This window comes from Neorhizobium sp. 05N33 (assembly GCF_056397445.1).
Genome location: NZ_JBFTNK010000002.1, coordinates 611,547 through 637,595, shown reverse-complemented (window position 1 = coordinate 637,595; position 26,049 = coordinate 611,547). Strand labels below are relative to the sequence as shown.

Sequence of the window (26,049 nt, the reverse complement as noted above, 5' to 3'; positions counted from 1 at the left end):
AAAAAGTCGCACTGTTGCCCGGCCAACATCGAGGCCGACCGGGCAATCGCGCTGACAAAGTTCGCATTCACCAGGGAAGAGTTTGGTCGTCGAACGAATTGGCGCGGGTTGCCGGCATGAGTGTTTCGGTCTTTCACCGCCACTTCAAGGACGTGACTGCCATGAGCCCGATCCAGTACCAGAAGAGCATCCGCCTGCACGAAGCACGCCGCCGGCTGCTGGCGGAAGCGGGCGATACGGCGCGGGTCGCCTTTTCAGTGGGATACGAAAGCGTCACCCAGTTCAGCCGCGAATACTCCCGACAGTTCGGCGCATCGCCAGCCCGCGATGTCGGACGCCTGCGCGACCGGATGGCTGGCGATATCGAGCTGGTCGAAGGCTGATAGAAAAAGCCCGAAGCGATGCTCCGGGCTTTTGATATTGCGAACGGACGCTGTTTACAGCGTGCCCTTGCGCTGCTGCACCATCATGAAGGTGTCGTAGCTGTATTCGGCGATCTGGTTCCAGAGATAGCCTTCCTTCTTGAAGGCCTGCTGGCTGTCGTAGATCTTCTTGAAGGCGGCGTTCTTGGCGTTGAGTTCGGCATAGACTTCGAGCGCAGCCTTGTAGCTGGCTTCGAGGATTTCCGGGCTGAACGGCTTCAGGACCGCACCTTCCGAAACGAGCTGACGCAGCGCCTTGGCGTTGCTGGTGTCGTAGCGGGAGAGCATGTTCTGGTTGGCATTGGCGCATGCATCCTTGATCATGCGCTGGTAGCTCTTCGGAAGGGCGTTGAACTTCTCCTTGTTCATGAAGGCGTGGACGGCCGGGCCGCCTTCCCACCATGCCGGATAATAATAGTACTTCGCGACCTTCACGAAACCGAGCTTTTGGTCGTCATAGGGACCGACGAATTCCGTGGCGTCAATCGTGCCTTTTTCGAGTGCTGCATAGACGTCGCCGCCGGCGATCTGCTGCGGCGTGACTCCGAGCTTCTGCATCACCTGGCCTGCGAGGCCGGCAATGCGCATCTTCAGGCCCTTCAGGTCTTCGATCGTGTTGATTTCCTTGCGGTACCAACCGCCCATCTGGGCGCCGGTATTGCCGGCCGGCAGCGCGAAGAGATTGTAGCTGCCAAGGAAGTCGTTGAGCAGCTCATTGCCGCCGCCGACCGAGAACCATGCGTTGGTCTGGCGGGCGTTGAGACCGAACGGAACGGCGGTACCGAGCGCAAACGTCGGGTCCTTGCCGATATAATAATAGGCGCAGGTATGCGCCATTTCGACAGTGCCGTTGGAAACGGCATCCGCGGCCTGCAGCGGCGGCACGATTTCGCCAGCGGCGAAGGTGTGGATCGTAAAGTTGCCGTCCGAGGCTTCCTTGACGCTTTCGGCGATGTCGGTGGCCGCGGACCAGAGAATGTCGGTATTCTTGGTGAACGACGAGGTCATCCGCCAGGTGATCTTCGGAGATTCCTGGGCAATGGCAGGCGCTGCGAGTGCGGTCGCTGCAGCGGCGCCCACGCCGGCGGTCGCGGCCTGCCGGAAAAAGTTTCTGCGGTTCATGGGATCTATGCCTTCTAAACTTTGGGAGGTGCCCGGATTTTGGCCCGCGCGGGGCAGCTCATAGTCCTTTCATTTCGGGAACGGCAAGAAAAAAATCCAGAAGATTACGCTGCATCGCAGCAAATCTTTCCGGATATTGCGCCCAGCCTTCTCGTCGTCTTTCGATCGCGGGGAGGCAGAAATCCCTTGAAGTTTTCAGGCGAGGCTTTAGTTTAGAACTATTCTAATAAGAGGTTTTTCATGCTCGCCCGTCTCCTTTCCAGTTCCAAGCGCCCATTCGCCTCCCTCGACGAGAAGGAAATCCTGGCGCTCGCCATCGCTTCGGAAGAGGAGGATGCGCGGATCTATCTCGCTTATGCGGACAATCTCAAGGATCAGTTTCCCGCATCTGCCAAAGTGTTCGAAGACATGGCGGAGGTCGAGCAGACCCATAAGAACATGCTGATCGACATGTTCCGCTCACGCTTCGGCGAGCGCATCCCGCTGATCCGCCGCGAACATGTGCGCGGCTTCTACGAACGCAAGCCAGATTGGCTGACCCGCAACCTGTCGCTCGACACCATCCGGGAACAGGCGGAAGCCATGGAGCAACAGGCTTTCCGGTTTTATACCGAAGCGGTAAAGCAGGTTTCCGACGCCTCGACGCGGCAGCTGCTCGGCGACCTGGCGATTGCCGAGCAGGGGCACGAGGACATCGCCCGCATGCTCGGCGACAAGCACGTGACCGACGACGTGAAGACCGAGGAAGACGAGACCGCCCGCCGCCAGTTCATCCTCACCTACGTGCAGCCGGGTCTCGCAGGATTGATGGACGGCTCGGTCTCGACGCTGGCTCCGATCTTCGCAGCGGCCTTTGCGACGGGCGACACCTGGTCGACCTTCCTGATCGGCCTGTCGGCCTCGGTCGGTGCCGGCATTTCCATGGGCTTTACCGAAGCCGCCCACGACGACGGCAAGATTTCCGGACGCGGTTCTCCGATCAAGCGCGGGTTTGCCTCCGGCATCATGACGGCGCTCGGCGGCCTCGGCCACACGCTGCCCTATCTCATTCCGCATTTCTGGACCGCGACCATCGTCGCCGCAATCATCGTCTTCTTCGAACTCTGGGCGATCGCCTTCATCCAGAATCGCTACATGGAAACGCCGTTTCTGCGGGCCGTGGTCCAGGTGGTGTTCGGCGGATCGCTGGTGCTCGCCGCAGGCATTCTGATCGGGAATGGGTGAAGCGCGAAGGCTGAACGCCCTGAGCCCAAAGCGAAGGCCGGGATCCGGTGCGGCACACTCCCGAAGCTCAAACGAGCAGCCTGAAGTCTGCTGGGAAGAGCCTCACGCCGCCTGTTGCGGCACCCTGACCCGGGGTATCTCGAGCGAAAACACCGCGCCGCCGTCGTTGTGGGTGGTGAAATGCCCACCGAGCTGTTTGACGAAATTGGCGATCAGTTTGCTGCCCATGCCGCCGGTCCGATTGAAGGCCTCGATGCCCGGGCCGTCGTCGCGGATGACGAGGCTCAGATTGTCGCCGTCTTCGCCGAGTTCGACGGAAAGCTTGCCGCTTTGACGACCGACAAAGGCATATTTGAATGAGTTGGAAACGACCTCGTTGATGATCATCCCAAGCGGCAGAGCCTGTTCGCGATCGACAGTCAGCGCCTGCAGCTTGAGATCGAGCACGACAGGCGTCTCATAGCCCGAGGCGATGTCGTTGATCAGCTTGGTGGCATAGGGCGCCACCTCGACCTGTTCGAACTGGTCGTTCTGGTAGATCTGCTCGTGCACGGCGATCATCGCCGCGATACGCCTCGTCATGTCGTCGCGCGCATCGACCGGTAATGCCTGCAGCCGCACGAGCGCCAGCACCGCCTGGAGATTGTTCTTCACCCGGTGATGAATTTCCCGCAGCAGGAAGCGATTGCGCTCCACCGCCTGCTCCAGTTCCTCGTTGCGGACGGCGGTCCGGTAGAGAAGGCGGTTGATCCAGAAGGCGCCGAGGACCAGCAGTGCCATCAACGGCAGCATGACCAGCGCGTCGGAAAAGAGATTGCGCCAGAACTGGTCGAGAATTTCCTGCCGTGCGATTGCAGCAAGGGCGATGAGCGGCCATCCGGAGACCTTCCAGAAGGCGACGATGCGGGCATGACCGTCGATCGGCGAGACCGGACTGTGGTAGAAGCCGGAGGACATTTGACGCGTCATCGGGTACCACGCGGTCGTGCTGAGGTCGATCGGGCGTGTTGCCGCCGGCCGCCGGGCGATCAGCCACCCGTCATCCCTGATGATCAAAATCGTGGAATTCGGCCCAAGCCCCATCGAGGCCCAGAAGCCGTCCAGACTCTCGTTCGGGATGGTAATGCTGGCGACGCCCCGGAAAATCCCGTTCCGGTCGATCCGCCGTGCGACGGTGAAGGATGGCTTGCCGGCACGTTCGTTGTCGAGCAGCCGGGTGAATGTCAGTTCCTGGCCATCCCTCAGCCTCGCGAAAAAGGCGCGTTCGTTCTGACTGTCGGATATGCTTCCAAGGGCGTCCCCGCCGGCGCTGGAAAAGCGGACGACGCCGGCATCATCGAGAAGCGAATACTGAAAACCGGCCGGCAGTTGGCCGACAGCCCGCAACAGGTCGGCCGCAAGATTGGGCGAGGCATCGATGGGCCTGTCCCCCACCTCGGTTTCGATGCGCCGCAGGGCCTGGTCGCTCGCCTCGATCATCCACTCGAGGTGGGCCGCGACAACATGCGCAGACGAGAGGGCGCGGGCTTCGCCTTCCTTCAGGGCGTTCCGGTAGTTTTCGAGGACAATAAGGCCGGCGACCGTCAGCAGGACAAGGGCAAACACACCGGTCAGCAGGATCGGGAGGGCAGGCCTCGTTACACGGGCCGCGCGTGGCAAACCTGTTTTCACCTCGTCACGCACAACCCGCTCCGGTTTCAGAGATTCCCTCCTAGCAGGTTGGCTGCATTGAGGAAATGTCTTCCGATATGCCGATACCAAAAACATTCGCCCGCAGCCTCTATGGTTGCAGGCGAATATTAACTTGTACTTAAGTGTGTGACTTATTTCAACGCGCCGACCAGCAGGTCGCGGCCGTTTTCGATGGTGACCCAACGTCCCGTGTTGAACGAGGCCTGACGCTTCAGGAAGGTGTAGGGCGTCGCAAACCAGGGCTTCACCTCGTTATCGAGGTTGTCCAGGATGAAGTCGCCATCGGACGTGCGCAACGTAAGCACCGCATGGCCTTCGCCGTCCGGCTTGCGGACGACGGTCATCAGAAGGTCGGAAAGGGCAAAGCCCTGAGCGGCAAGTTCCTTGCGCTTTTGAAGCGCATAATCTTCGCAGTCGGCGAAATTCGTCGGATAGCTCCAGACCTCTTCGCGGCCGTAGACTTCCCGGTCGGTCTTGGCGATGTAGCGGGCATTCACGGCCCGGTTGATCTGACGGACTGTAGCCCAGCCTTTGGCGCTGACTTTGGGGGAAGGAGCGGAACGGCTCTTGATCGAACATTCCGCCGCATATTTCTGGCAGAATTCGTAATGGCCGATCGGCTGGGAGGTGACGGCGCCCGTGACCATGGCGGCCATCGGTCTTGGAGCCGGAACTGCAGCACTCACTGGTACAAGTACGCTAACTAGGATCACGGCGAAACGCCGCGCCTGCAAGGCTATCTTCATGGACCCGTCCCTTCAAATCCTAATGAAAGGTTAAGGGCGTACGGGAGAAAGAGTCAATCGATGACTTTTGTTAACGGGTCACCGTTCGCATTATGGTTAAGGCTGCAACATTTTTGTATCAGCCCAAAATTTAATCATTAAGTATTAGGGCCGAGACCGCGGTTCTCAATTTTTCGATATCCTGGGGCCTGGAAAGTCGGTGGTCGCCATCCCGGATCAGCGTCAGCACGACATCGTCGGCCGGCAGGAACTCGACAAGCTTCAGCGCGTGGGCGTAGGGCACGTCCGGGTCCTTCATGCCCTGCAGGATATGCACCGGGCAGCCGGTCTCGATAATCCCTGTCATCACCGAGTTTTTGCGGCCATCTTCGATCAGGTCGCGCGTATAGATATTGGGTTCGGCGCTGTATTCGGAGCGCTCCTCGAAATAGCCGCGTTCGGCAAGCGACTGCCGCTCAACCTCGGTAAGCTTCGGTTCGATCAGTTCCGCCGTGAAATCCGGCGCCGGAGCGATGAGGACGATGCCGTCGACTTTCGCGGCCCTCTTCCGCTTCTTCAGTTCCTGCACCAGGCGCAGCGTGATCCAGCCGCCCATCGAGGAGCCGACCAGGATGACACGTTTCGGCCTGATGTCGTCGAGAACGGCGGCAGCTTCTTCCAGCCAGCGTGAGATCGTGCCGTCGCGGAAGGCGCCGCCGGACGCGCCGTGGCCGGAATAATCGAAGCGGATGGATGCGAGCCCGAGTTCGCCGGCGAGCGCGTCGAGTTCGACGGCCTTGGTGCCGGTCATGTCCGACCGGTAGCCGCCGAGCCAGACGAAGGCAGGTCCCGACGTCTTCTTGCGCGCGGCCCGATGGATGATCGCGATCTCCCGCGCAAGCGTTCCAGAACCGACGGTGATCGTTTTGCGGGTGAGGTTGGCTGCGTCGGTCATGGCGGAATCCTGAGGTTTTGCCGCGCTTATAAAACAGATTCTTAGGCATAGGACAGCAGGTGATTTTTTCGCGCGGCTATGCTATTGACTTCGCCGTAGCGATCACGACATTGCCGTCGGCCGCAAGCCGGACGCTGTCAATGTGTCGCTGCGGTCCGAAACAATCTAGGAGAATACGACCATCCGCAGACCATTCAAAACCGATGCCCCTGTTAAGGACGGGCCGCGCTCCAACCGGGAAATTCGCATTCCCAAGGTCCAGCTTATCGATGCCGAAGGCTTGAACCTTGGTATCGTTCCGACCGAGCAGGCTCTCAAGATGGCTGAGGACGCCGGCCTCGATCTCGTTGAGATCTCGCCGAACACCGAGCCGCCAGTGTGCAAGATCCTCGACCTGGGCAAGCTGAAATATGCGAACCAGAAGAAAGCGGCAGAAGCCCGCAAGAAGCAGAAGATCGTCGAAATCAAAGAAATCAAGATGCGGCCCAACATCGACACGCATGACTATGACGTGAAGATGAAGGCGATGAACCGTTTCTTTGAAGAGGGCGACAAGGTCAAGGTGACGCTGAAGTTCCGCGGCCGCGAAATGGCCCACCAGGAACTCGGCATGAAGCTTTTGCTTCAGGTGAAGGACGATACTTTGGAAATTGCCAAGGTGGAAGCTGAGCCGAAGCTCGAAGGCCGCCAGATGATGATGGTGCTGGCGCCGAAATAAGCGCCGCACCGGATGCCTTTTCGACGGACCGGCTGGCTTGGCCGCCGGATTTTCGTCATGTCTTCTTTCCCATTGCGCTTTTGACCGACTGCGGTTATAAGCGCGCGTTCCGAACGGTCCGGCAGGGCATGCCGTGGCTGTTCTAAATGCTTGAAACCAGCATCGTCTGTGGTTTCGATACAAAACTGGAGTAGCAAAATGCCCAAGATGAAGACGAAATCGGCTGCCAAGAAGCGGTTCAAGATCACCGCGACCGGCAAAGTCGTTGCAGCAGCCGCTGGCAAGCGCCACGGCATGATCAAGCGGTCCAACAAGTTCATCCGCGATGCACGCGGAACGATGATCCTTGCCGAACCCGATGGCAAGAAGGTTATCAAGAACTACCTGCCGAACGGTCTCTGAGACCCTCGTCACTTTTGGATCAGTTAAGGAGATCATGACATGGCACGCGTAAAACGGGGCGTCACTTCCCGCGCCAAGCACACCAAGACTTTGAAGGCAGCCAAGGGCTTCTACGGCCGCCGCAAGAATACGATCCGGGCCGCCAAGGCTGCCGTCGATCGTTCGCGTCAGTTCGCCACGCGCGACCGTCGCGTCAAGAAGCGCAATTTCCGCGCTCTGTGGATTCAGCGTATCAATGCTGCCGTCCGCGAATCCGGCCTGACTTACGGCCGCTTCATCGACGGCCTCAACAAGGCTGGCATCGAAGTCGACCGCAAGGTCCTCTCCGACATGGCAATCCACGAGCCGGAAGCATTCGGCGCTCTGGTTGCTGCTGCCAAGAAGGCGCTTGATTACCTCAAGGAAGCCGGCACCACCAACGAGTTTGAAAGCGCGGTTCGTTAACCAGCGCTTCCCAAGCTAATTAGCTTTACTGATTTTGGGAAACCCGCGCTGGTTACGGCTGGCGCGGGTTGTTCTTTTGCAGTCCGCACGTCATCCCCAAACAGCCGTCACGACCTCGCAATAGATCTCGCCGAGCATCAAACGGAAGAAACCATGTCCGATCTGGAAAACCTGAAAACTTCGCTTCTGGCGGAAATCGCCGGCACCAGTGACGAGGCGGCGATCGAGGCCGTGCGCGTCGGCGCTCTCGGCAAGAAGGGCTCGGTCTCCGAGCTCCTGAAGACGCTGGGCTCGATGTCGGCGGAAGAGCGCCAGACCCGCGGTGCGGCGATCAACGCGCTGAAGAACGAGATCACCGACGCCATTACCGAGCGCAAGACGGTGCTGAGGGACGCGGCGATCGAGGCGCGTCTCAAGGCCGAGACGATCGACATCTCGCTGCCGGTGCGCTCTTCGCCCGCCGAGCGCGGCCGCATTCATCCGATCAGCCAGATCGTCGACGAGATCACCGCCATCTTCGGCGACATGGGTTTCTCGATCGCCGAGGGCCCGGATGTCGAGACCGACTACTACAACTTCACGGCGCTGAATTTCCCGGAAGGCCATCCGGCCCGCGAGATGCATGACACATTCTTCTTCCAGCCCGACGAGAACGGCGAGCGCAAGGTCCTGCGCACCCATACCTCGCCGGTGCAGATCCGCACCATGGAAGCCTCGAGCCCGCCGATCCGCATCATCATCCCCGGCAAGACCTATCGCCAGGACAGTGACGCCACCCATTCGCCGATGTTCCATCAGGTCGAAGGACTAGTGGTCGATCGCAAGTCGCATGTCGGCAACATGCGCTGGATCCTCGAAGAGTTCTGCAAGGCCTTCTTCGAGGTCGACAGCGTCACCATGCGCTTCCGCCCGTCCTTCTTCCCGTTCACCGAGCCGAGCTTCGAAGTGGACATCCAGTGCGACCGCTCCGGCCCGATCGTCAAGTTCGGCGAGGGCACCGACTGGATGGAAATCCTCGGCTGCGGCATGGTGCACCCGAACGTGCTGCGCGCCGGCGGGCTCGATCCGGACGAGTTCCAGGGTTTTGCCTGGGGCATGGGCCTCGACCGTATCGCCATGCTGAAATACGGCATGCCGGACCTGCGCGACTTCTTCAACGCCGACGTCCGCTGGATGAACCACTACGGTTTCCGCCCGCTCGACATGCCGACGCTGTTCGGCGGGTTGAGCGCGTAAGAGATGCCGACAGTTCTTCGCAAATATGGCTTCCGGTTCCATTTCTACGGTTTCGATATGGGAGAGCCGCGGCATATCCATGTTGCAGGACACGGTGGCACTGCGAAGATCTGGTTGGAGCCTATCGAACTGGTCGAGGCGAAGGGCTTTAACGCCGGAGATCTCAAGCGTATTATGGAAGTTGTTACAGATCACCACGGCCAGTTTGTGGAGGCATGGGATGAATTCTCCAAGTCTGTATCCTGAAAATGAACGACCCGTCGAGGCATGGTGCGATCTGCACAATGTACATGTCCGGCTCGCGGACGGACGCGAAGTGATTACCCCACTTTGGTGGTATCCGCGCCTCTATACGGCGTCGCCGGCAGAGCGGAACAATATTGAGCTCATGCTTGCCGGGGTTCATTGGCCGGACGTCGATGAGGATCTGTCCATCCGAGGAATGCTGAGCGGCTGGAAATATCCTAAGGCCAAGGCTCCCGAAAAAGCCGCATAGTCTGACCCATCAACGTGTCCAGTGATTTTAAAACGAGAACAAAGATATGAAATTCACGCTTTCCTGGCTGAAGGATCATCTGGAAACAGATGCCACGCTGGACCAGATCTGTGACCGTCTGACCGCGATCGGCCTCGAAGTCGAGGATGTCGACGACAAGGCGGCCTATAAGCCGTTCGTCATCGCCAAGGTTCTCTCGGCCGAAAAACATCCATCCGCCGACCGGCTCAAGGTGCTGATGGTGGATGCCGGCGACGGCAAGCCGGTGCAGGTCGTCTGCGGCGCCCCCAACGCACGCGCCGGCTTGATCGGCGCATTCGCGAAACCTGGAACTTACGTTCCGGGGATTGATGTGACGCTGGCAGTCGGCAATATCCGCGGCGTCGAAAGCCACGGCATGATGTGCTCGGAAAAAGAGCTCGACATGTCGGACAATCACGACGGCATCATTGATCTGCCGCTGGACGCGCCGGTCGGTACGCCGTTCGCTTCTTATGCCGGCCTCGACGACCCGGTCATCGAGATCAACCTGACGCCGAACCGTCCGGATTGCACGTCGATCCACGGGATCGCCCGCGATCTGGCCGCCGCCGGCCTCGGCACGCTGAAGCCGCACGCAAAGCCCGACTTCAAGACCGAGGGGCAGACGTCCGTCGGTCTCAAGATCATTCTCGACGACGAGCGGCTCTGCCCCGGTTTCGGCCTTCGCCTCGTGCGCGGCGTCAAGAACGGCCCGAGCCCGCTCTGGATGCAGCAGCGGCTGAAGGCGATCGGCCTTCGCCCTATCAATGCGCTGGTCGATATCACCAACTTCATGACCTTCGACCATGGCCGGCCGATGCACGTCTTCGATGCCGCCAAGGTGAAGGGCGACCTGACCGTTCGGCGCGCGTTGGATGGCGAGACGGTGCTGGCGCTCGATACGCGCGAATACAAGCTCAACCCCAGCAACGTTGTCATCGCCGATGATAACGGCGTGGAGTCGATCGGCGGCATCATGGGTGGCGAACATTCCGGCTGCGACGGGAATACCGTCGACGTGCTGATCGAATCCGCGCTCTGGGACCCGATCAACATTGCCAAGTCCGGCCGTTCGCTCGGCATCATCACCGATGCCCGCTACCGGTTCGAGCGCGGCGTCGATCCGGAATACATGGTCCCCGGCCTCGACCGCACCACCCAGCTGGTGCTGGAACTCTGCGGCGGCGTCGCCGCGGAAGCGAAAGTCGTCGGCTACAAAGGATATCAACCGAAGATCGTCGATTTCCCCTATGCGGAAGTGAAACGCCTGACCGGCCTTGAAGTCTCGACCGAGGAAAGCCGCCATATCCTGACGCGCCTCGGTTTTGCAGTCGAAGGCTCCGGCGAACGCGTTTCCGTCACCGTACCTTCCTGGCGTCCTGACGTCGACGGCAAGGCGGACCTCGTCGAAGAGGTCATGCGCATCCATGGCGTCGACCAAATCAAGCCCGAGCCGATCGAAAAACTCTCGAGCGTCAATGCCAAGATCCTGACAACCCTGCAGATCCGCACCCGCACGGCCAAGCGGGCGCTTGCCTCGCGTGGCATGCTGGAAGCCGTCACCTGGTCCTTCATTCCGGAAGATCAGGCAAAGCTCTTCGGCGGAGGCGCCCGGGCGCTGAAGCTGGCGAACCCGATTGCAGCCGATATGTCCGACATGCGGCCGTCGCTGCTGCCGGGCCTGCTGTCTGCCGCGCAGCGCAATGCCGACAAGGGCTTTGGCGACGTGGCGATCTTCGAAGTGTCCGGCACTTACGAAAGCGACGGGCCGGAAGGCCAGCGCCGCGTTGCCGGCGGCATTCGTCGCGGCACGGCCTCGATCAACGGCACCGGCCGTCTCTGGTCGAACAATGCCAAGGGCGGCGGCAAGTCGGTCGATGTCTTCGATGCCAAGGCCGATGCGCTGGCGGTGCTCGAAGCCTGCGGCCTGCCGATGGGTAATGTGCAGATCGAGAAGGGCGCACCGGAATGGTATCATCCCGGCCGCTCCGGCACCATCAAGATGGGTCCGAAAGTCGTGCTCGGTTATTTCGGCGAGTTCCACCCGAAGACGCTCGGCGCCCTTGACGTTTCCGGCGCTCTCTGCGGTTTCGAGGTCTTCCTTGACGCCATGCCTGAGCCGAAGAAGAAGGCGACGCGCACCAAGCCGCCGCTGGAGCTTTCGCCGTTCCAGGCCGTCAAGCGCGACTTCGCCTTCGTGGTTTCGAGCGATGTCGAGGCCGGCGCGATCGTCAAGGCGGCGTCGACCGCCGACCGCAAGCTGATCGCCGGCGTCAACGTCTTCGACGTGTTCGAGGGCGCATCGCTCGGTGAGGGCCGGAAGTCGATTGCGATCGAAGTGCTGATCCAGCCGGCCGAGCGCACGCTGACCGACGAGGATTTCGATACGCTGACGGCCAAAATCGTCGCCAATGTCGAAAAGACCACCGGTGGAACTCTGCGCGCCTGAAACGGGTGGCCTGAATCACCTCTGAAAGATAGCTTGCCTCATGGATGATGTGGGGCAGGCTTTTTATTTTGGAGGAACGGATGCGCGCACCGGGATCGATGAAAGGACTTGAGGAACTCGGCCGGGTGAGGCTGTCGAAGAACTTCTTCTTCCGCGATTTCCTGTTTTCGGAGATCGCCAATTTCTACGCGATCCCGAACATTCCGGAAGATCCGGATCTGGCGATCGAGGCTGGCCGGCATCTTTGCGAGGAACTGCTGGAACCCTTACAGGCAACGTTTGGGCGGCTGCACCTGCGCTCCGGTTATCGCTGCGCTAAGGTCAACGAATTCGGCAACAAGAACAATCTCAATTGCTCCTCCAATGCCAACACGGCGGCCGACCATATCTGGGATCGGCGCGATGCCAAGGGCTTCATGGGCGCCACCGCCTGCGTCGTTTTCCCCTGGCTGATCGACAACTATCACGACGACGGCGACTGGCAGAAGATGGCTTGGTGGATCCACGACCACCTGCCTTACTCGTCGATCATGGTCTTTCCGAAACTCTGGGCGATGAACATCCAGTGGCACGAAAAGCCCGCCCGGCGGATCCGCAGCTTCGCCGAACCGCGCGGCGTGCTCACTAAGATCGGGATGCCCAACAACGAAGGCGATCATTCCGAGCACTACATTGGGTTTCCGGCGCTTAAACGGTAAGCGATGGCGGACCGTTCAGGAATGCAGGTGATAGAGCTTGTTGACGATCACCCAGCGGCCGTCGATCTTCAGAAGCGAGAGATAATCCGAGAACCGCATGCCGGCGAACTGGTCGACGACCTTCACCGTCGCGGCGTCGCCGGTGACGTCGAGCGCCTCGATCTGGATCAGCGGCTGGGTGCCGGCGGGCGCGGGACCTTCCGAGGTGATCGCCCCGATGAAGTCCTCAAGCGACAGCCATTCGACCGCGCCATCGTAATTGCCGATGATACACGCCTTGGGGTGGAACGCCTTTCGAAGTGCCGCCTCATGCGCAAACGTCATTCCGTCCACATAGAGATGGATCACCGCCTGAACGGCCCGCTCCTCGGACATCGATCTTCTCCCATCGTTAGCGCCAGCATACTAATACGGAAAGATGGAAGCCCGAGTTTGCGTTAGCAAGGGCAAATTTAGCGGTTGGTCCACGCCATCGCCTGCGCCGCATAGCGGGTCCCGGAAAATTTCTCAGGAGCAAGCAGGTCGCCAAGCATCTTAAGCTCGTCCGCCGAGAGCGAAATTTCCGTCGCCGCGACGTTCTGTTCCAGATGCGGGATTTTTCTGGCGCCCGGGATGGGCACGATGAAATCGCCCTGGGCGAGAACCCAGGCCAGCGCCAGCTGCGCCGCTGTCACGCCCTTCTGGACTGCCATGGCCTCCAGCATCTTCACCAGAGCGGCGTTGGCGGCCATGTTCTCGGCGCTGAATCGCGGCAGCGTGTTGCGGAAGTCGTCCGGACCGAAATCCTCCGGCTTCTGGATCTTGCCGGTGAGGAAACCGCGCCCGAGCGGGCTGAACGGCACGAAACCGATATCGAGTTCGCGGCAGGTGTCGAGGATCTCGCCTTCCGGCTCGCGGGTCCAGAGCGAATATTCGCTCTGGAGCGCTGTAATCGGATGGACCGCATGGGCGCGGCGAATGGCGGCGGCACCCGCCTCGGAAAGCCCGAGCGCACGCACCTTGCCTTCCTTCACCAGTTCGGCCATCGCCCCGACCGTATCCTCGATCGGCACGTTCGGATCGACACGATGCTGGTAGAAAAGGTCGATCACCTCGACGCCGAGACGCTTCAGCGAGGCTTCCGCCACGTCGCGCACGTGTTCCGGCCGGCTGTCGAGGCCGGACATGGCCCGGGCGTCGGAGGCATTCGGGTCGATCCTGAAGCCGAATTTGGTGGCGATGACGACCTTGTCGCGGAAGGGCTTCAGTCCCTTGCCGAGCAGTTCCTCGTTCTTGAAAGGACCGTAGACTTCTGCCGTATCGAAGAAATTAACGCCGAGATCGACGGCGTGGTGCAGGGTCCTGATCGCTTCCTGTTCGTCCTGGCCGCCGTAACCATGGCTCATGCCCATGCAGCCGAGACCGACGGCGGACACGGTCAGTTCTTTTCCGAGCTTCCTCATTTCCATGGGAGCCTCCTTCTGTAATCGCAAAAACTGACGGGCGTCTCGCGGCGCCCGCCGAATTGATCAGGCGCCGGCCTTGTTGAGCAGCTTCATCTGGTCGGCCGAAAGCGTCAGGTTGCCGGCGGCGATGATCGCGTCGAGCTGACCGATGCTGGTGGCGCTGGCGATCGGCGCGGTGACGCCGCGGGTCTGGATCAGCCACGCGAGCGCGATCGAGGCGACCTCGGCATTGGTTTCGACCGAGACCTCGTCGAGGGCTGCGAGGATGCGCAGGCCCTTGTCGTTGAGATAACCGAGCGCTTTGCCGCCGCGCGCCTTGCCTTCGGTGTCGGCCTTATCGCGGTATTTGCCGGTGAGGAAGCCGGAAGCGAGGCCGTAATAGTTGATGACGCCGATTTCTTCCTTGACGCACAGGTCGGCAAGCGGACCCTCGAACGTGTCGCGGTCATAGAGATTGTATTGCGGCTGCAGCACGTCGTAGCGCGGCAGGCCGGCTTGCTTGGCAGCGTCGAAACTATCCTGCAGCATTTTCGCGTCGAGGTTGGAGCAGCCGATCGCCCGGATCTTGCCCTGTTCCTTCAGCTTGGCGAAGGCGCCGAGCGTCTCCTCGTAAGGCACGGTCTCGTCCGGCCAGTGGGCGAGATAGAGGTCTATATGGTCGGTCTGCAGGCGACGCAGCGAGTTCTCCACCTCTTCGAGGATCCACTTGGCCGACAGGTCCTTCTTGCCCTGGCCCATGTCGGATCCGACCTTGGTGACGATGATCGCCTTGTCGCGGGAGGTGCCGCCGCTCTTCAGCCATTTGCCGATGATCGCCTCGGACTCGCCGCCGACATGGCCGGGCACCCAGCGATTGTAGCTGTCAGCGGTGTCGATCGTGTTGAAGCCGGCATCGAAGAACCGGTCGAGGATGTCGAACGACGTCCTCTCGTCGGCGGTCCAGCCGAACACGTTGCCGCCGAGAACGACGGGGGAAATGGAAAGGCCGGTCCGGCCGAGTGCGCGCAGCTCCATGGTATTCCTCCAAAATTTTTAAGTGAGTGGGATGAGCTTGGGAAAGGAGCCTGAGATTAGCCGATGTTCCGCCGCCGACCAGTCTCTATTTTGGGCGGACGATCACTTTTTCAAGCGTCGCATCCGGCCTGCCGTTGCGTGGGTGCCGGCAGGCCAATAAGGTGCGGCAGCAATGCCATAGGGAGGTTCACATGCTGCGTTTCGGAATCCTGTCGACTGCCAGGATCGGCCATGAACAGGTGGTGCCGGCGATCCAGGACGCGGAGAACTGCGTCGTCACCGCCTTTGCCAGCCGTGATCTCGCCAAGGCGCGGGCACTTGCCGACCGTTTCGGTGCCCCGCATGCCTTCGGTTCCTACGAAGAGATGCTGGCCTCCGACGTCATCGACGCCGTCTATATTCCGCTGCCTTCCAGCCAGCATGTCGAATGGTCGATCAAGGCCGCTGAAGCCGGCAAGCACGTGCTGTCCGAAAAGCCGATCGCGATCAAGGCAAGCGAGATCGAGGACCTGATCAAGGTGCGCGACCGCACCGGCAAGCTGATCTGCGAAGCGTTCATGGTCACTTACGCACCGGTCTGGCTGAAGGTGCGCGAACTGCTGAGCCAAAAGGCGATCGGCGAGTTGAAGCACGTGCAGGGCTCGTTCAGCTATTTCAACCGCGACCCGTCCAACATGCGCAATATCCCGGAACTCGGCGGTGGCGCCCTGCCGGATATCGGCGTCTACCCGACGATCACCACACGTTTCGTGACCGGCCAGGAACCGCAAAGGATACAGGCGCGGGTGGAACGCGATCCCGGTTTCGGCACGGATATCTATTCCAGCGTCAAGGCAGATTTCGGTTCGTTCGAAATGACGTTCTATATCGCGACCCAGATGGCCGCCCGCCAGCTGATGGTCTTCCACGGCACCGAGGGCTACATCGAGGTCAAGTCGCCGTTCAATGCCGGCCGCTGGGGCGCTGAGGAAATCGAGCTCACCAATCAGAACCATGCGGTGTCGCAGATATTCCGTTTTCCGGACAGCCGCCAATACAAGCGCCAGGCGGAAGCCTTCGCGAAGGCAGTCAAGGGTGAGGCGGTCGAAGTCGTGACGCTGGAGAATTCGCTGAAGAACCAGAGGTTTATCGACGCCATCTACCGTGCTGGCGGCCACGACGGGTGGGAAACGGTCTAGTCCCGCCAACGACGGATGCGGTAGAGCCCGAAACCGCCGAAGACGAGCGCGCAGGCCCAGGCGAAGCCGAAATGCACGAGCGGCTGCACCTGCGGCGCGCGTGACGCCAGCGCTGCGAAAATTCCGTAGTTCAGCACAAGGCCGATCGTGACGAGCGGCCAGAAACCTGGCTGGCGCACGTGATCCGAAGCCGCGGGCAATATTCTGTGCAGGGCCAGTGCAGCAACCAAGCCGCCGCTCAGCGACATTAGGCGGTCTACAAGCGTGCCGGCCTCGGTCTCTGTGGCGAGGACCTGCAGTAGCAGCGCATCGACGGTGATCAGCAGCGCGAGGAGAATGGCAAACCGGGCGCGGCTGGTCATCGTGCGGTCAGCCGTTGATCGCCAGCAGACCGGCGAAGATCAGCACGGTCCCAAGTGCATATCGGAACGTTAGCGGTTCGCCGAAGAAAAGCTGCGCCAGCAGCGGCACGAAACAGAATGTCAGCCCCATGAAGGAATAGGCGAGCGTCAGCGGCACGGATTTCAGCACATAGATCCAGACGACCGTGCCGAAACCGTAAAGCGCCAGTGCGGCGAGCAGCACCGGATTGGCGGCGAGCGCGAGGAGCCCGCGCACCGAAAAGTCACCGGCGGTGGAGCTGGTCATCTTGAACAGGACCTGGCCCATGGCGATCAGCAGCGGCGTTCCGAGAAGCCCGAGCCAGGTGATGGGGGAAAGCGAGGCGAACATCGAATATCCTCAGCCCGGCCGGTCTTCGCTGTAGAAGATATCGCGGCCGATATCCTCGCAGACATAGACCTCCGGCACCGGATGGGCGGCGCGCAGGAAAGAATGGGTGTAGGCGAAGAAGTTGAAATGCGGGTTGAACGTGTAGCGGGATTCCCGTTCGCGCGGCACGACGATGATCAGCCGCTTTCTGGCGATCCGCCTGAGTTCCGCAACCGCCTCCCTGTATTCCAGCACATGCTCGATCACATGGGTGCAGACTACGGTATCGAACTCGCCGTCGGCAAACGGCAGGTCCTCGATCTTGGCGGCGACATATTCGACACCTTCGATCGCGGCCGCATCCTCGACGACGAAATCGACGCCGACGAGACGCGTGAGTTCGGGATGGGCGGCGCGAATATGGGTGAGCAGCGCACCGGTGCCACATCCGACGTCGCAGACGCTTGTGCCGGTAATCATCGAATTAATCCGCCGGATGCAGGCCGCCGAATTGTCCGTGCCCTCATGGACGCGCGGATGGTTGCGGTAGAGGTCCGCGTATTCCTCCTCCGTCAGGAACGGCGCCCGCTCCCGAAAGCTGGCGAGATGGCTGATATGGTCGCCCCAGACGCGCTTGGCGAGCCAGAGGAAAAGCGGCGAATCCCTGAGGATCGGCGGCAGCAGGTCTTCGATGACGAAGCGGATGCGGTTGGTGGTTTCCCGGTTCATGCCGCTTTGGTCCTGCGCCGTTCCGGCTTGGGCCCCCGGACCGCGATCTGTGCCGGATCGGCGACATGCACGCTGGCCGGCAGGCTCATGTAGTGGATACGAAGCTGTTCGGCGCGGGCGCGCGACACGGAATCGAGTATCAGGCCGGCGGTGAAGATCAGCAAGGAAACCAGCATCAGCACCAGCGAGAACACCCAGGTGGGCATGCGCTCCACGAGGCCGGTCTGGAAATAAGCAACCAGGACCGGCGCCATGAAGATCAGGCTCGCCGCCATGAAGGCGCCGCTGATCAGGCCGAAAAAGGCGAACGGCCGCGTTTCCTTCATCAGCATCGCGAACATCCAGAGGATCCTGGCGCCGTCCTTGAAGGTCGAGAGCTTGGAATGCGAGCCTTCGGGCCGCCTTCCGTAATCGAGCTCGATCTCGCAGACCGGCAGCTTCAGCAGCGAGGCATGCACCGACATTTCGGTCTCGATCTCGAATCCGCCGGAGACAGCCGGGAAACTCTTCACGAACCGGCGCGAGAAGGCCCGGTAACCGGAGAAGATATCGGTGAAGTCGGACGCGAACATCGTCCGGTAGAGGAAGTTGAACAGCCGGTTGCCGGCCGCATGGCCCTGCCGACCCGCATCCGCATGCACCCCGCGCCGGGTGCCGACCACCATGTCGGCGCGCTCGGTCAAGAGCGTGCGGACCAGTTCCTCCGCATCCTGCGGCGTATAGGTGCCGTCCCCGTCGGCCATGATGTAGATATCCGCCTCGATGTCGGCGAACATGCGGCGCACCACATGGCCCTTGCCCTGCCGGCGCTCGCGCATGACGAGCGCGCCCGCGAGCATCGCCTGGAGGGCGGTGCCGTCCGTGGAATTGTTGTCGTAGACATAGATCCGGGCACCGGGAAGCGCCTCGCGGAAACCGCGCACCACGCCGGCGATGGTCATCGCCTCGTTATAGCAGGGCAGCAGGATCGCGATGTCGAAATGGCCGGTCAGGGCGTCGCTCATGTTTTTCACTCGATACACGGAAAACCGAACGCGGGAATTTCCCGTGCCGCAGGCTTTACTATTTCTTGGGAAGGTTAAGGCTAGGTTTCCTCAACCCTCGAACAGGCGAAAAGTCCGCACCAAGATGACGGAAAACATGGCAGACAGATCCCTATCGAGGGCGGCAGGCCGGCCCGCCGTGCCGCTACTGTCGCGGCTTCTGCCGGCGGTGGTTCTTTATGCGGCCATCGCCGCCTTCATAGCTCTCGCGTTTTTTCTCTCGGATGCCAAGGATTACGTCGGAGCCGACAATGACGACGTCATGCGGCTCGTCGAGATCAGGGATTTTCTCGGCGGCCAGAACTGGTTCGACCTGACCCAGTACCGGCTCGGTCTCGAGGGCGGCACGTTGATGCATTGGTCGCGGTTGATCGATCTGCCGATCGCGCTGCTGATCCGGCTGTTTTCGCTCTTCCTCACTCCGGGCAAGGCCGAGGCCGTCGTCGTCACGATCTGGCCTCTGCTTCTGGCGCCGCTTCTGCTCCTGCCGCTCGGCCTGGCTGTCCGCAGACTGGCCGGCGTTGCGACCATGCACATCGCGCTCGGCCTTGGGGCACTGTTCGTCCTCGGCTGCGTCCGCTTCAAGCCCGGTTCCATCGACCATCATAACGTCCAGCTCACGCTCGTCATGTGGATCGCCGCCATGCTGGTCGATCCGCAGAAGCGGGCGTCGAGCTATATCGTCGCGGCCATCGCCTGCGCGCTGGCACTGGCGATCGGAGTCGAAACGACACCTTTTGTTGCCGTCGTCTGTGTGTGCGTCGCGCTTCAGTGGGTTTGGCATGGCCAGGCATTTTCCCGGCCGGCCCGTTTCTTCGGCCTGTCGCTGGCGCTGTCCGTCTCGGCTGCCTTTTTCCTAACGATCCCGCCGCGCGCCTATGCGGTCGTCACCTGCGATAACTTTTCACTCGGCTTCTATGCGCTTTCCGCACTGGGAGGAGCTGCGCTCTTTCTCCTCGCAAGCCTGCCGAAACAGCGCAGTCGCCCTTTCCGCGTCGCCTTGGCCGGTGTCACCGGCGGGGTGCTGCTGCTGACGGCCCGCGTCATCGCGCCGCAATGCCTCGGCGATCCGCTCGGCACGCTCGATCCGCTATTGGTCGAGCTATGGCTGAACGGCGTAACGGAAGCACGCTCGGTCTTCGCCGAAGCCCAGGCAGAGCCGGAAATGGTCGGTGGGTTCTACGCCGTCGGGCTCTTTGCGATTGTCGTCTGCCTTGTCCGCAGCCTGAAGCGCGAGGAGACGGAACTCCATCTCGTGCTGCTGGCGCTGATCGGGGCATCATGGGGGATCGCGCTGCTGCAGGTGCGGGGCGCCTTCTTTTCCAACATGCTGGCCATCCTTCCGTTGTCGCTGTTGATCGCTGATCTGCGGCGCGCCTCCGCGGCCGATCCCGAGAACCCCAGCACGGCCTTTGCCTATATCAGCGCCGTGCTGATGTCCGTGCCTGTCGTCTGGGCCTTGGGCGGCGTCCTTGCGGTTAATGGCTGGAAGCAAGCGGCCGACATGCGGGCGCTCTCCGGGGCCGGCATTTTCGGCGGCGAAGTAGGCGAGTGCGGTGATCCGGCGGACATGGCCGCATTGAACACCTTGCCCACGGGCGTCATAGTCGCGCCCTCCAACAGCGGGGCGGATATCCTGCGCTGGACCCCTCACAGGGCCCTGTCGGCACCTTATCATCGTAACCAGAAAGGCATGCTGACCGAACTCTACATAGGTCTCGCCCAGCCAGGCGAAGCAAAGGCCTTTCTGAGAGGTGCCGGCGTGACGGCGCTCGCTTTCTGCAAGACAGATCCGCAGACCGACGCCTTGATCAGGCGCAAGCCGGACGGGCTCTATGCCAGCCTCGCCCGCGGCCAGGTGCCTGATTATCTGCAGCCGTTCGGACAACCGAGCAAAAGCGGTTTCCGCCTCTATAGGGTGCTGCCGGACGGGAATTGATAACGGGATAAAACGCCCTTAAGCCGCGCGGCGGGTCTGCAGGGCGAAAAGGCCGGTGACGAACGCAATCAATCCGGCATTGTAGCCGAGGATCGCAATCAGCAGATTGAAATAGGACGCCGGGCCGGGCGACACGGCGGTCGCAAGCGCGAATGTCGCGGTGATCATGACTGCGATGAAAGCGATCGAGAACGCGGACCGCATCATGCCGACGCAGATGCCTATCGATGCAGCGGTCAGGAAAAGCACGCGGATATCTCCTCATCTGCCTCAAGGGGACGAGCGTATTAGCAACGTGCTAACAAATGCTTTCGTTCCGATGCGGGGCGGGCGTCGATGTAACCCACGACGATTGGATACGATCTGATTCGGTGCGGCTAAGCCATGTTCAATGGGGCTGGCCTTTGGCTGAAACGCCGCGATCCACAAGATATGGTGCCAGCGCGCGCGGCAGTTCTCCCTTCCAGGCAAGCCGGACATGGTAACCGGAGACCGGACAGGTGAGGGCGACGACCTCGCCCTCGAACTCGGCCGTCTCCCCGGTCGGCTTGCGGATGATGCCGTCACCCGAGACGGCATCGAACGCGACGCCGATCTCGCCGAGCACGGACATTGCCTGCAGCCTGTCCTCGAAGCGGAGCAGCAAAGGTTCACGCCGCATTGCCGACCGCCGTATTTCTCAAACGAGGCCGGCGATTGCCACCGCCGTCGTGCCGGTGGCAAACACGCGGGTCACCCGCAACGGAAGTAGGCCCCCGGTCGGTACGTTCGAGAGGGTCAGCGTCTCGCCCGAAAGCATTCGCACGGACAATTGGCCGCCGGTTCCCACATAAAGAGCGCGCGTTGTCTCCGGGAGATCTGCACTGTCGCTGGGCGTGATCGCAAAGCCGGAAGACGCGGGGCCGGAAAGCGAGGCTTGGGTATTGGCGAAACGGTCGGGCATGGACGAAATCTCCTTGAATATCGCTGTCCGTCATTGTCGCTCTCCTCTTTCTGGCGGGGAAAATACGATGCTTTAAAAAGGCGCTGTACCGCAGGCTTCCGGCCCTTCCGCAGAAGAAAATGTGGTTTCTTCGGCAGAAGAAAAGATGCATCGCCAAAGACTTGGGCACGAACCGTCCGCGGGGCCGGCCCTTGTTGCGTCATTGAAAGAGCCATTCGAAACGTTCTTTTTGAGGGCACATCATCCCCGTTTCCGCCGCCTGGAACTGGTGAAATCGCCGCGCTCTTCCTTTAGAAGGGAAGGATGACCAGTTTGCTCGACAACGATTCGCCCACGAACCTCACCGAATTTTCGGTGTCGGAACTGTCCGGCTCGATCAAGCGCACGGTGGAAAATGCGTTCGACCACGTGCGGGTGCGTGGCGAGATTTCCGGCTATCGCGGCCAACATTCCTCAGGCCACGCCTATTTCTCGCTGAAGGACGATCGGGCCCGGATCGATGCCGTGATCTGGAAGGGCACCTTCCCCCGTATCAAATTCCGCCCGGAAGAGGGCATGGAAGTGATCGCCACGGGCAAGATCACCACCTTCCCGGGCTCCTCGAAATATCAGATCGTCATCGAGAACCTGGAACCGGCAGGCGCTGGCGCGCTGATGGCGCTGCTCGAGGAGCGGCGACGCAGGCTAGGGGCCGAGGGTCTGTTCGACCAGAGCCGGAAGCGGCTTCTTCCCTTCCTGCCGCAGGTGATCGGTGTCGTGACCTCACCGACCGGCGCCGTCATCCGCGATATCCTGCATCGCATCGCCGACCGTTTTCCGGTGCATGTCATCGTCTGGCCGGTCAAGGTGCAAGGCGAAGGATCGGGCGACGAGGTGGCGGCCGCAATCCGTGGCTTCAATGCGATGGCGCCCGGCGGGCCGATCAAGCGGCCGGACGTGCTGATCGTCGCGCGCGGCGGCGGCAGTCTCGAAGATCTCTGGAGTTTCAACGACGAGGCAGTGGTGCGTGCCGCGGCGGAGAGCGAGATCCCGTTGATCTCGGCCGTCGGCCACGAAACTGACTGGACGCTGATCGACCACGCCGCCGACATCCGTGCGCCGACGCCGACAGGGGCCGCTGAAATGGCGGTGCCGGTCAAGGCGGATCTGGAAGCGCAGGCCGCCAATCTAACTGCCCGCTTGCGGGGCGCTGCCAGCCGCCAGATGGACCAGAGCCGCCAATCGGTTCGTGCGCTGGTCCGCGCGCTTCCCTCGCTCGACCAGCTGCTGGCTTTGCCGCGCCGGCGTTTCGACGAAGCGGCGGCCGGTCTCGGCCGCGGGCTGGAGCGCACCACGGTGGTCAAGCGCCGCAGCTTCGAACGAGCCTCTTCCGGGCTGCGGCTGGAACTGCTGACCAACCGCCTTGCCCAGCAGCGGCAGTTGCTGGCCGACCGGCTGACGCGCGGCGACCGCTGTCTGGAACGGCAATTGCTGAAGGAGAACAACCGCGTTGCCAAGGCCGGCGCATCGCTTTCGGCGCTCCCGGCAAGATTGCTCGGCCAGTTGCAGCGCGAGCGCCTGCACCTCACGTCGATGGCCCGTCATGCGGATACGGCGATCTCGCACACGCTGATCCGCAGCCGTGCGGCGATCACCGCGCAGGACCGCGTGCTGCAATCGCTCTCCTACAAGAACGTGCTGAAGCGTGGCTTTGCCGTGGTGCGCGGCGAGGACGACCGGCCGCTGACACGCGCTGCCGGCATTGGCGAGGGGCAGGCGATCTCCGTGGAATTTGCCGACGGCCGGATTACGGCGGTGACAGGTGAGGGCGGCGAATTGGCCGATCCTCCCGTTGCGGCGCCTCAGCCCAAGAAGCGACCGGCGAAACCGGAGCCGCCCGGAGGCGCGCCAAAACAGGGCACGCTCTTCTGATGCATGTGCTCCTGGTGCTTGCCCATCCGCTGCCGGAAAGTTTTGCGCATTCGGTTGCCCGCGTGGCGCGCGAGACGCTGGAGGCGAACGGCCATACGGTGAACCTGCTCGATCTCTATTCGGAGAGTTTTGATCCGCGGCTGACGGAACACGAACGGCGCGCTTATTTCGATGTGCCCTACGACACATCGGAGGTGGCGGATCTCGTGGCACGGCTGCGGAAGGCCGAAGCGCTGGTATTGGTCTTTCCGCAATGGTGGTTCAACCTGCCGGCGGTGCTGAAGGGTTTCTTCGACCGGGTCTTTGCACCAGGCGTCGCTTTCCGCCACGACAAGGCAGGCGGAAGGATCGTCCCGCTGCTCACCAACATCCGCCATTTCTGGGCCTTCACGACCACAGGTTCGCCCTGGTGGGTCGTGAAGTTCTATATGGGAGACCCCGTGCGCCGCCAACTCAGGCGCGGCATCGCTGTCTTCTGCAATAGAAAAGTCGATTTCCGCATGCTGGCGCTGCACGACATGGACCGGACCACCGACGAAAAGCGCCGGCAGCATCTGGAGCGCGTGAAGACGGCGCTCCAGATGTTGCGATAGGCCGTTCGGCCCACATCGGCGATAGCGACGGTCTTGGCCTCGGCCTGATCAGGAATGGGCCTTGGCGGTCAACTCGATCCCCAACGATTTCATCACTGCAATCGTCGTCTTGAGCGTCGGGTTTCCGGTGGCGCTAAAGGAACGATAGAGCTGCTCTCGGGAAAGACCGGTGTCTTTGGCAATCTGCATCATCCCCTTGGCACGGGCAACCACCCCTAAGGCATGCGCAATGTAGGCCGCGTCCTCCGTCTCGAAAGCTTCGGCCATAAATGCCGCAATCGCCTGATCGGAGCCCAGGTCTTCGGCTGGATCGTAAACGGTTAGTTTTTCAGCCATCACTCACTCCATTCCATCGCCAGTCGCTTTGCAGCCTTGATGTCCTTTGCCTGGCTGCTTTTGTCGCCACCGCACAGAAGAACGATTAGGATGTTACCGCGCTGCTGAAAATAGACGCGGTAACCCGGCCCATGATGGATGCGCAGTTCGCTGACACCTTCACCGACGGGGGCCACATCTCCGGCATGCCCGAAAGCGAGCCGGTCCAGACGCGAGGCTATCAACGCGCGAGCACGCTCGTCCTTCAGACGCGTGCGCCATTTCAGAAACGTTTCCGTCTGCTTGAGCTCGAACACGGACCATATGTAGTTTAAAAACTACATATGGTCAACGGATCATGAGCTAATCAGGCCCACTCGCCCTTGCGCATCACCGGCACCTTCGAGCCGTCGGCTCGCAGGCCGTCGATGTCGACTTTGTCGGAGCCGATCATCCAGTCGATGTGGATCAGGCTCGAATTGCCGCCCTGGGCCTTGATCTGGTCCTGGCTGAGCGACGCACCGTCGAGGAAGCATTTCGAATAGCACTGGCCGAGCGCGATGTGGCAGGAGGCGTTTTCGTCGAACAGGGTGTTATAAAACAGGATGCCGCTCCTGGAGATCGGCGAGGAATGCGGCACCAAGGCCACTTCGCCGAGCCTGCGGGCGCCTTCGTCCGTATCCAGAACCTTGTTCAGCACTTCCTCGCCCTTCGAAGCCTTCGCCTCGACGATCCGGCCGCCTTCGAACTTCACCTGAATATTGTCGATCAGCGTGCCCTGGTGCGAGAGCGGCTTGGTGCTGGAGACATGGCCTTCGACCTTCAGCGCATGCGGCGTGGTGAAGACTTCTTCGGTCGGGATGTTCGGGTTGCAGGTAATGCCGTTCTTGGCCGTCGAAGCCCCGCCATGCCATTCGTGGCCGTCGGCAAGGCCGACCGTCAGGTCGGTGCCCGGGCCGGTGAAATGGAGCGCCGAAAAGCGCTCGCCGTTGAGCCATGTGGAGCGCTTCTTGAGATTGCCGTTATGTTCGGCCCATGCTGCGACTGGATCGGCGAGATCGACACGCGAGGCGGCGAATATCGCGTCCGCCAGCTTGCCGACCGCGACGTCTTCCGGAACGTCGGGAAAGACCTGGCGCGCCCAGGAAGGGTTGGGGTAGGAAACGATGTTCCAGTTGATGTCGAAGTTGGCGATCTTTTCGAGCGCCGGCTTGTAGGCCATGGAATTGGCCTTGTTGGCGCGCGCCACCTTGGCCGGGTCCTGGCCGGAGAGCATCATCGGATTGTCGCCGGAAATGGCAAGTCGTGCGGCACCGTTGGCATAGGCCTGGGCCATGCCGTCATAGAGCCAGCCGGATGCCTTGTCGAAGCTGCCGTCTGGCGCATATTCGTAGCGCGCCAGCGTCGTTTCCTCGTCGGAATAGAAGGTCGTGACGATGCCGGCGCCGGCCATATAGGCGTGTTTGGTGATCAGCCGCACGAGCGGCAGGGCGGCGATCGGTGCCGTGATCACCAGATCCTGGCCCTTCTCGAGGCGCAAGCCCACCTTGATGGCCACTTCCGCCAGCTTTTCGAGCTTTTGAGGATCGACGACGGTTTGAAAATTCGGCACGATTGTCATGAG

Annotated in this window: 31 protein-coding genes; 14 read left to right on the top strand and 17 right to left on the bottom strand. The window is 61.3% G+C overall.

Features of this window, described 5'->3' with window-relative positions:
• Window positions 1–14 precede the first annotated feature (14 nt).
• Window positions 15–383: a helix-turn-helix transcriptional regulator gene (locus AC1DLT_RS07520; RefSeq protein ID WP_477486340.1), complete on the top strand. Its 369-nt coding sequence runs from the start codon at window positions 15–17 to the stop codon at window positions 381–383.
• A gap of 54 nt (window positions 384–437) precedes the next feature.
• Here AC1DLT_RS07520 and AC1DLT_RS07515 read toward each other — a convergent pair whose 3' ends face one another.
• On the bottom strand, window positions 438–1,544 hold the full coding sequence (locus AC1DLT_RS07515; protein ID WP_038548272.1) for a TRAP transporter substrate-binding protein: 1,107 nt from the start codon (window positions 1,542–1,544) through the stop codon (window positions 438–440).
• Window positions 1,545–1,784: 240 nt separating this feature from the next.
• Here AC1DLT_RS07515 and mbfA point away from each other — a divergent pair, with 240 nt between their 5' ends.
• Window positions 1,785–2,768, top strand: a complete 984-nt coding sequence (mbfA, locus tag AC1DLT_RS07510; RefSeq protein WP_038548275.1) for an iron exporter MbfA — start codon at window positions 1,785–1,787, stop codon at window positions 2,766–2,768.
• 102 nt (window positions 2,769–2,870) lie between these two features.
• Here mbfA and AC1DLT_RS07505 read toward each other — a convergent pair whose 3' ends face one another.
• The 3 genes from AC1DLT_RS07505 to AC1DLT_RS07495 all read right to left on the bottom strand — a co-directional run bounded on the left by AC1DLT_RS07505 (window position 2,871) and on the right by AC1DLT_RS07495 (window position 6,140).
• Window positions 2,871–4,451 (bottom strand): sensor histidine kinase, encoded by a 1,581-nt coding sequence (locus AC1DLT_RS07505; protein ID WP_477486339.1) that lies wholly within the window; start codon window positions 4,449–4,451, stop codon window positions 2,871–2,873.
• Window positions 4,452–4,591: 140 nt separating this feature from the next.
• Window positions 4,592–5,206: a transglutaminase-like cysteine peptidase gene (locus AC1DLT_RS07500; protein WP_247136625.1), complete on the bottom strand. Its 615-nt coding sequence runs from the start codon at window positions 5,204–5,206 to the stop codon at window positions 4,592–4,594.
• A 130-nt stretch (window positions 5,207–5,336) separates the two neighbouring features.
• Window positions 5,337–6,140, bottom strand: coding sequence for an alpha/beta hydrolase (locus AC1DLT_RS07495; RefSeq protein ID WP_247031685.1), 804 nt, complete (start codon window positions 6,138–6,140; stop codon window positions 5,337–5,339).
• Window positions 6,141–6,321: 181 nt separating this feature from the next.
• Between AC1DLT_RS07495 and infC the strand changes: the two genes are divergently transcribed.
• The 8 genes from infC (at window position 6,322) to AC1DLT_RS07455 (ending at window position 12,604) form a co-directional block, all read left to right on the top strand.
• On the top strand, window positions 6,322–6,858 hold the full coding sequence (gene infC, locus AC1DLT_RS07490) for a translation initiation factor IF-3 (RefSeq protein ID WP_038548290.1): 537 nt from the start codon (window positions 6,322–6,324) through the stop codon (window positions 6,856–6,858).
• Between the two features lie 198 nt (window positions 6,859–7,056).
• Window positions 7,057–7,260 (top strand): 50S ribosomal protein L35, encoded by a 204-nt coding sequence (gene rpmI, locus AC1DLT_RS07485; protein ID WP_007751830.1) that lies wholly within the window; start codon window positions 7,057–7,059, stop codon window positions 7,258–7,260.
• A gap of 39 nt (window positions 7,261–7,299) precedes the next feature.
• Complete coding sequence (gene rplT, locus AC1DLT_RS07480) at window positions 7,300–7,704, top strand: 50S ribosomal protein L20 (RefSeq protein WP_037079680.1); 405 nt, start codon at window positions 7,300–7,302, stop codon at window positions 7,702–7,704.
• A gap of 153 nt (window positions 7,705–7,857) precedes the next feature.
• Complete coding sequence (gene pheS, locus AC1DLT_RS07475) at window positions 7,858–8,940, top strand: phenylalanine--tRNA ligase subunit alpha (RefSeq protein WP_477486338.1); 1,083 nt, start codon at window positions 7,858–7,860, stop codon at window positions 8,938–8,940.
• Between the two features lie 3 nt (window positions 8,941–8,943).
• Complete coding sequence (locus AC1DLT_RS07470; RefSeq protein WP_345929183.1) at window positions 8,944–9,186, top strand: DUF4160 domain-containing protein; 243 nt, start codon at window positions 8,944–8,946, stop codon at window positions 9,184–9,186.
• Complete coding sequence (locus tag AC1DLT_RS07465) at window positions 9,161–9,436, top strand: DUF2442 domain-containing protein (protein WP_477486337.1); 276 nt, start codon at window positions 9,161–9,163, stop codon at window positions 9,434–9,436. The genes AC1DLT_RS07470 and AC1DLT_RS07465 overlap by 26 nt, the downstream gene beginning before the upstream one ends.
• 46 nt (window positions 9,437–9,482) lie before the next feature.
• Complete coding sequence (gene pheT, locus AC1DLT_RS07460) at window positions 9,483–11,906, top strand: phenylalanine--tRNA ligase subunit beta (protein ID WP_477486336.1); 2,424 nt, start codon at window positions 9,483–9,485, stop codon at window positions 11,904–11,906.
• Window positions 11,907–11,986: 80 nt separating this feature from the next.
• On the top strand, window positions 11,987–12,604 hold the full coding sequence (locus AC1DLT_RS07455) for a hypothetical protein (protein WP_477486335.1): 618 nt from the start codon (window positions 11,987–11,989) through the stop codon (window positions 12,602–12,604).
• Window positions 12,605–12,619: 15 nt separating this feature from the next.
• On the opposite strand, the gene AC1DLT_RS07450 is transcribed toward AC1DLT_RS07455, so the two are convergent.
• The 3 genes from AC1DLT_RS07450 to AC1DLT_RS07440 form a co-directional block, all read right to left on the bottom strand.
• Window positions 12,620–12,979, bottom strand: a complete 360-nt coding sequence (locus tag AC1DLT_RS07450; RefSeq protein ID WP_477486334.1) for a nuclear transport factor 2 family protein — start codon at window positions 12,977–12,979, stop codon at window positions 12,620–12,622.
• Window positions 12,980–13,056: 77 nt separating this feature from the next.
• The gene (locus tag AC1DLT_RS07445) at window positions 13,057–14,052 is read right to left on the bottom strand and encodes an aldo/keto reductase (RefSeq protein WP_477486333.1); all 996 of its coding nucleotides are present in this window, start codon (window positions 14,050–14,052) and stop codon (window positions 13,057–13,059) included.
• A gap of 60 nt (window positions 14,053–14,112) precedes the next feature.
• On the bottom strand, window positions 14,113–15,063 hold the full coding sequence (locus AC1DLT_RS07440; protein ID WP_477486332.1) for an aldo/keto reductase: 951 nt from the start codon (window positions 15,061–15,063) through the stop codon (window positions 14,113–14,115).
• Between the two features lie 191 nt (window positions 15,064–15,254).
• Between AC1DLT_RS07440 and AC1DLT_RS07435 the strand changes: the two genes are divergently transcribed.
• Entirely contained in the window at window positions 15,255–16,241 is a 987-nt protein-coding gene (locus AC1DLT_RS07435) for a Gfo/Idh/MocA family protein (protein ID WP_477486331.1), read from the top strand.
• Here AC1DLT_RS07435 and AC1DLT_RS07430 read toward each other — a convergent pair.
• The 4 genes from AC1DLT_RS07430 to AC1DLT_RS07415 are packed head-to-tail and all read right to left on the bottom strand — an operon-like array spanning window position 16,238 to window position 18,685.
• Entirely contained in the window at window positions 16,238–16,603 is a 366-nt protein-coding gene (locus AC1DLT_RS07430) for a hypothetical protein (RefSeq protein ID WP_477486330.1), read from the bottom strand. The two genes, AC1DLT_RS07435 and AC1DLT_RS07430, sit on opposite strands and share 4 nt — an antisense overlap.
• Before the next feature lie 7 nt (window positions 16,604–16,610).
• The gene (locus AC1DLT_RS07425) at window positions 16,611–16,973 is read right to left on the bottom strand and encodes an EamA family transporter (protein WP_477484185.1); all 363 of its coding nucleotides are present in this window, start codon (window positions 16,971–16,973) and stop codon (window positions 16,611–16,613) included.
• A gap of 9 nt (window positions 16,974–16,982) precedes the next feature.
• Entirely contained in the window at window positions 16,983–17,681 is a 699-nt protein-coding gene (locus tag AC1DLT_RS07420; RefSeq protein WP_247031663.1) for a class I SAM-dependent methyltransferase, read from the bottom strand.
• Entirely contained in the window at window positions 17,678–18,685 is a 1,008-nt protein-coding gene (locus tag AC1DLT_RS07415; RefSeq protein ID WP_477486329.1) for a glycosyltransferase, read from the bottom strand. The genes AC1DLT_RS07420 and AC1DLT_RS07415 overlap by 4 nt, the downstream gene beginning before the upstream one ends.
• 136 nt (window positions 18,686–18,821) lie before the next feature.
• Here AC1DLT_RS07415 and AC1DLT_RS07410 point away from each other — a divergent pair, with 136 nt between their 5' ends.
• Window positions 18,822–20,663, top strand: a complete 1,842-nt coding sequence (locus AC1DLT_RS07410; protein WP_477486328.1) for a hypothetical protein — start codon at window positions 18,822–18,824, stop codon at window positions 20,661–20,663.
• An 18-nt stretch (window positions 20,664–20,681) separates the two neighbouring features.
• Here the strand turns inward: AC1DLT_RS07410 and AC1DLT_RS07405 are convergent, their stop codons facing one another.
• From AC1DLT_RS07405 to AC1DLT_RS07395, 3 genes are all read right to left on the bottom strand, one after another.
• Window positions 20,682–20,912, bottom strand: coding sequence for a hypothetical protein (locus AC1DLT_RS07405; protein WP_477486327.1), 231 nt, complete (start codon window positions 20,910–20,912; stop codon window positions 20,682–20,684).
• Window positions 20,913–21,051: 139 nt separating this feature from the next.
• The gene (locus AC1DLT_RS07400; protein ID WP_477486326.1) at window positions 21,052–21,324 is read right to left on the bottom strand and encodes a hypothetical protein; all 273 of its coding nucleotides are present in this window, start codon (window positions 21,322–21,324) and stop codon (window positions 21,052–21,054) included.
• Between the two features lie 18 nt (window positions 21,325–21,342).
• Window positions 21,343–21,606 carry a spike base protein, RCAP_Rcc01079 family gene (locus AC1DLT_RS07395; RefSeq protein WP_477486325.1) on the bottom strand — a complete coding sequence of 88 codons (264 nt, stop codon included), beginning with the start codon at window positions 21,604–21,606 and terminating at the stop codon, window positions 21,343–21,345.
• A gap of 303 nt (window positions 21,607–21,909) precedes the next feature.
• Here AC1DLT_RS07395 and xseA point away from each other — a divergent pair, with 303 nt between their 5' ends.
• Together xseA and AC1DLT_RS07385 are read left to right on the top strand one after the other, a co-directional pair.
• Window positions 21,910–23,517, top strand: coding sequence for an exodeoxyribonuclease VII large subunit (gene xseA / locus AC1DLT_RS07390; RefSeq protein ID WP_247031657.1), 1,608 nt, complete (start codon window positions 21,910–21,912; stop codon window positions 23,515–23,517).
• Window positions 23,517–24,110: an NAD(P)H-dependent oxidoreductase gene (locus AC1DLT_RS07385; protein WP_477486324.1), complete on the top strand. Its 594-nt coding sequence runs from the start codon at window positions 23,517–23,519 to the stop codon at window positions 24,108–24,110. Before xseA ends, AC1DLT_RS07385 begins: the two co-directional genes overlap by 1 nt.
• Window positions 24,111–24,158: 48 nt before the next feature.
• On the opposite strand, the gene AC1DLT_RS07380 is transcribed toward AC1DLT_RS07385, so the two are convergent.
• Genes AC1DLT_RS07380 through AC1DLT_RS07370 form a run of 3 tightly spaced genes read right to left on the bottom strand, consistent with a single transcriptional unit; the run spans window position 24,159 to window position 26,046 of the window.
• On the bottom strand, window positions 24,159–24,446 hold the full coding sequence (locus AC1DLT_RS07380) for an addiction module antidote protein (protein ID WP_038548338.1): 288 nt from the start codon (window positions 24,444–24,446) through the stop codon (window positions 24,159–24,161).
• Window positions 24,446–24,742 (bottom strand): type II toxin-antitoxin system RelE/ParE family toxin, encoded by a 297-nt coding sequence (locus tag AC1DLT_RS07375; RefSeq protein ID WP_477486323.1) that lies wholly within the window; start codon window positions 24,740–24,742, stop codon window positions 24,446–24,448. Before AC1DLT_RS07375 ends, AC1DLT_RS07380 begins: the two co-directional genes overlap by 1 nt.
• 50 nt (window positions 24,743–24,792) lie before the next feature.
• Window positions 24,793–26,046: an aminopeptidase gene (locus AC1DLT_RS07370; RefSeq protein WP_255761605.1), complete on the bottom strand. Its 1,254-nt coding sequence runs from the start codon at window positions 26,044–26,046 to the stop codon at window positions 24,793–24,795.
• Between the last annotated feature and the right edge of the window lie 3 nt (window positions 26,047–26,049).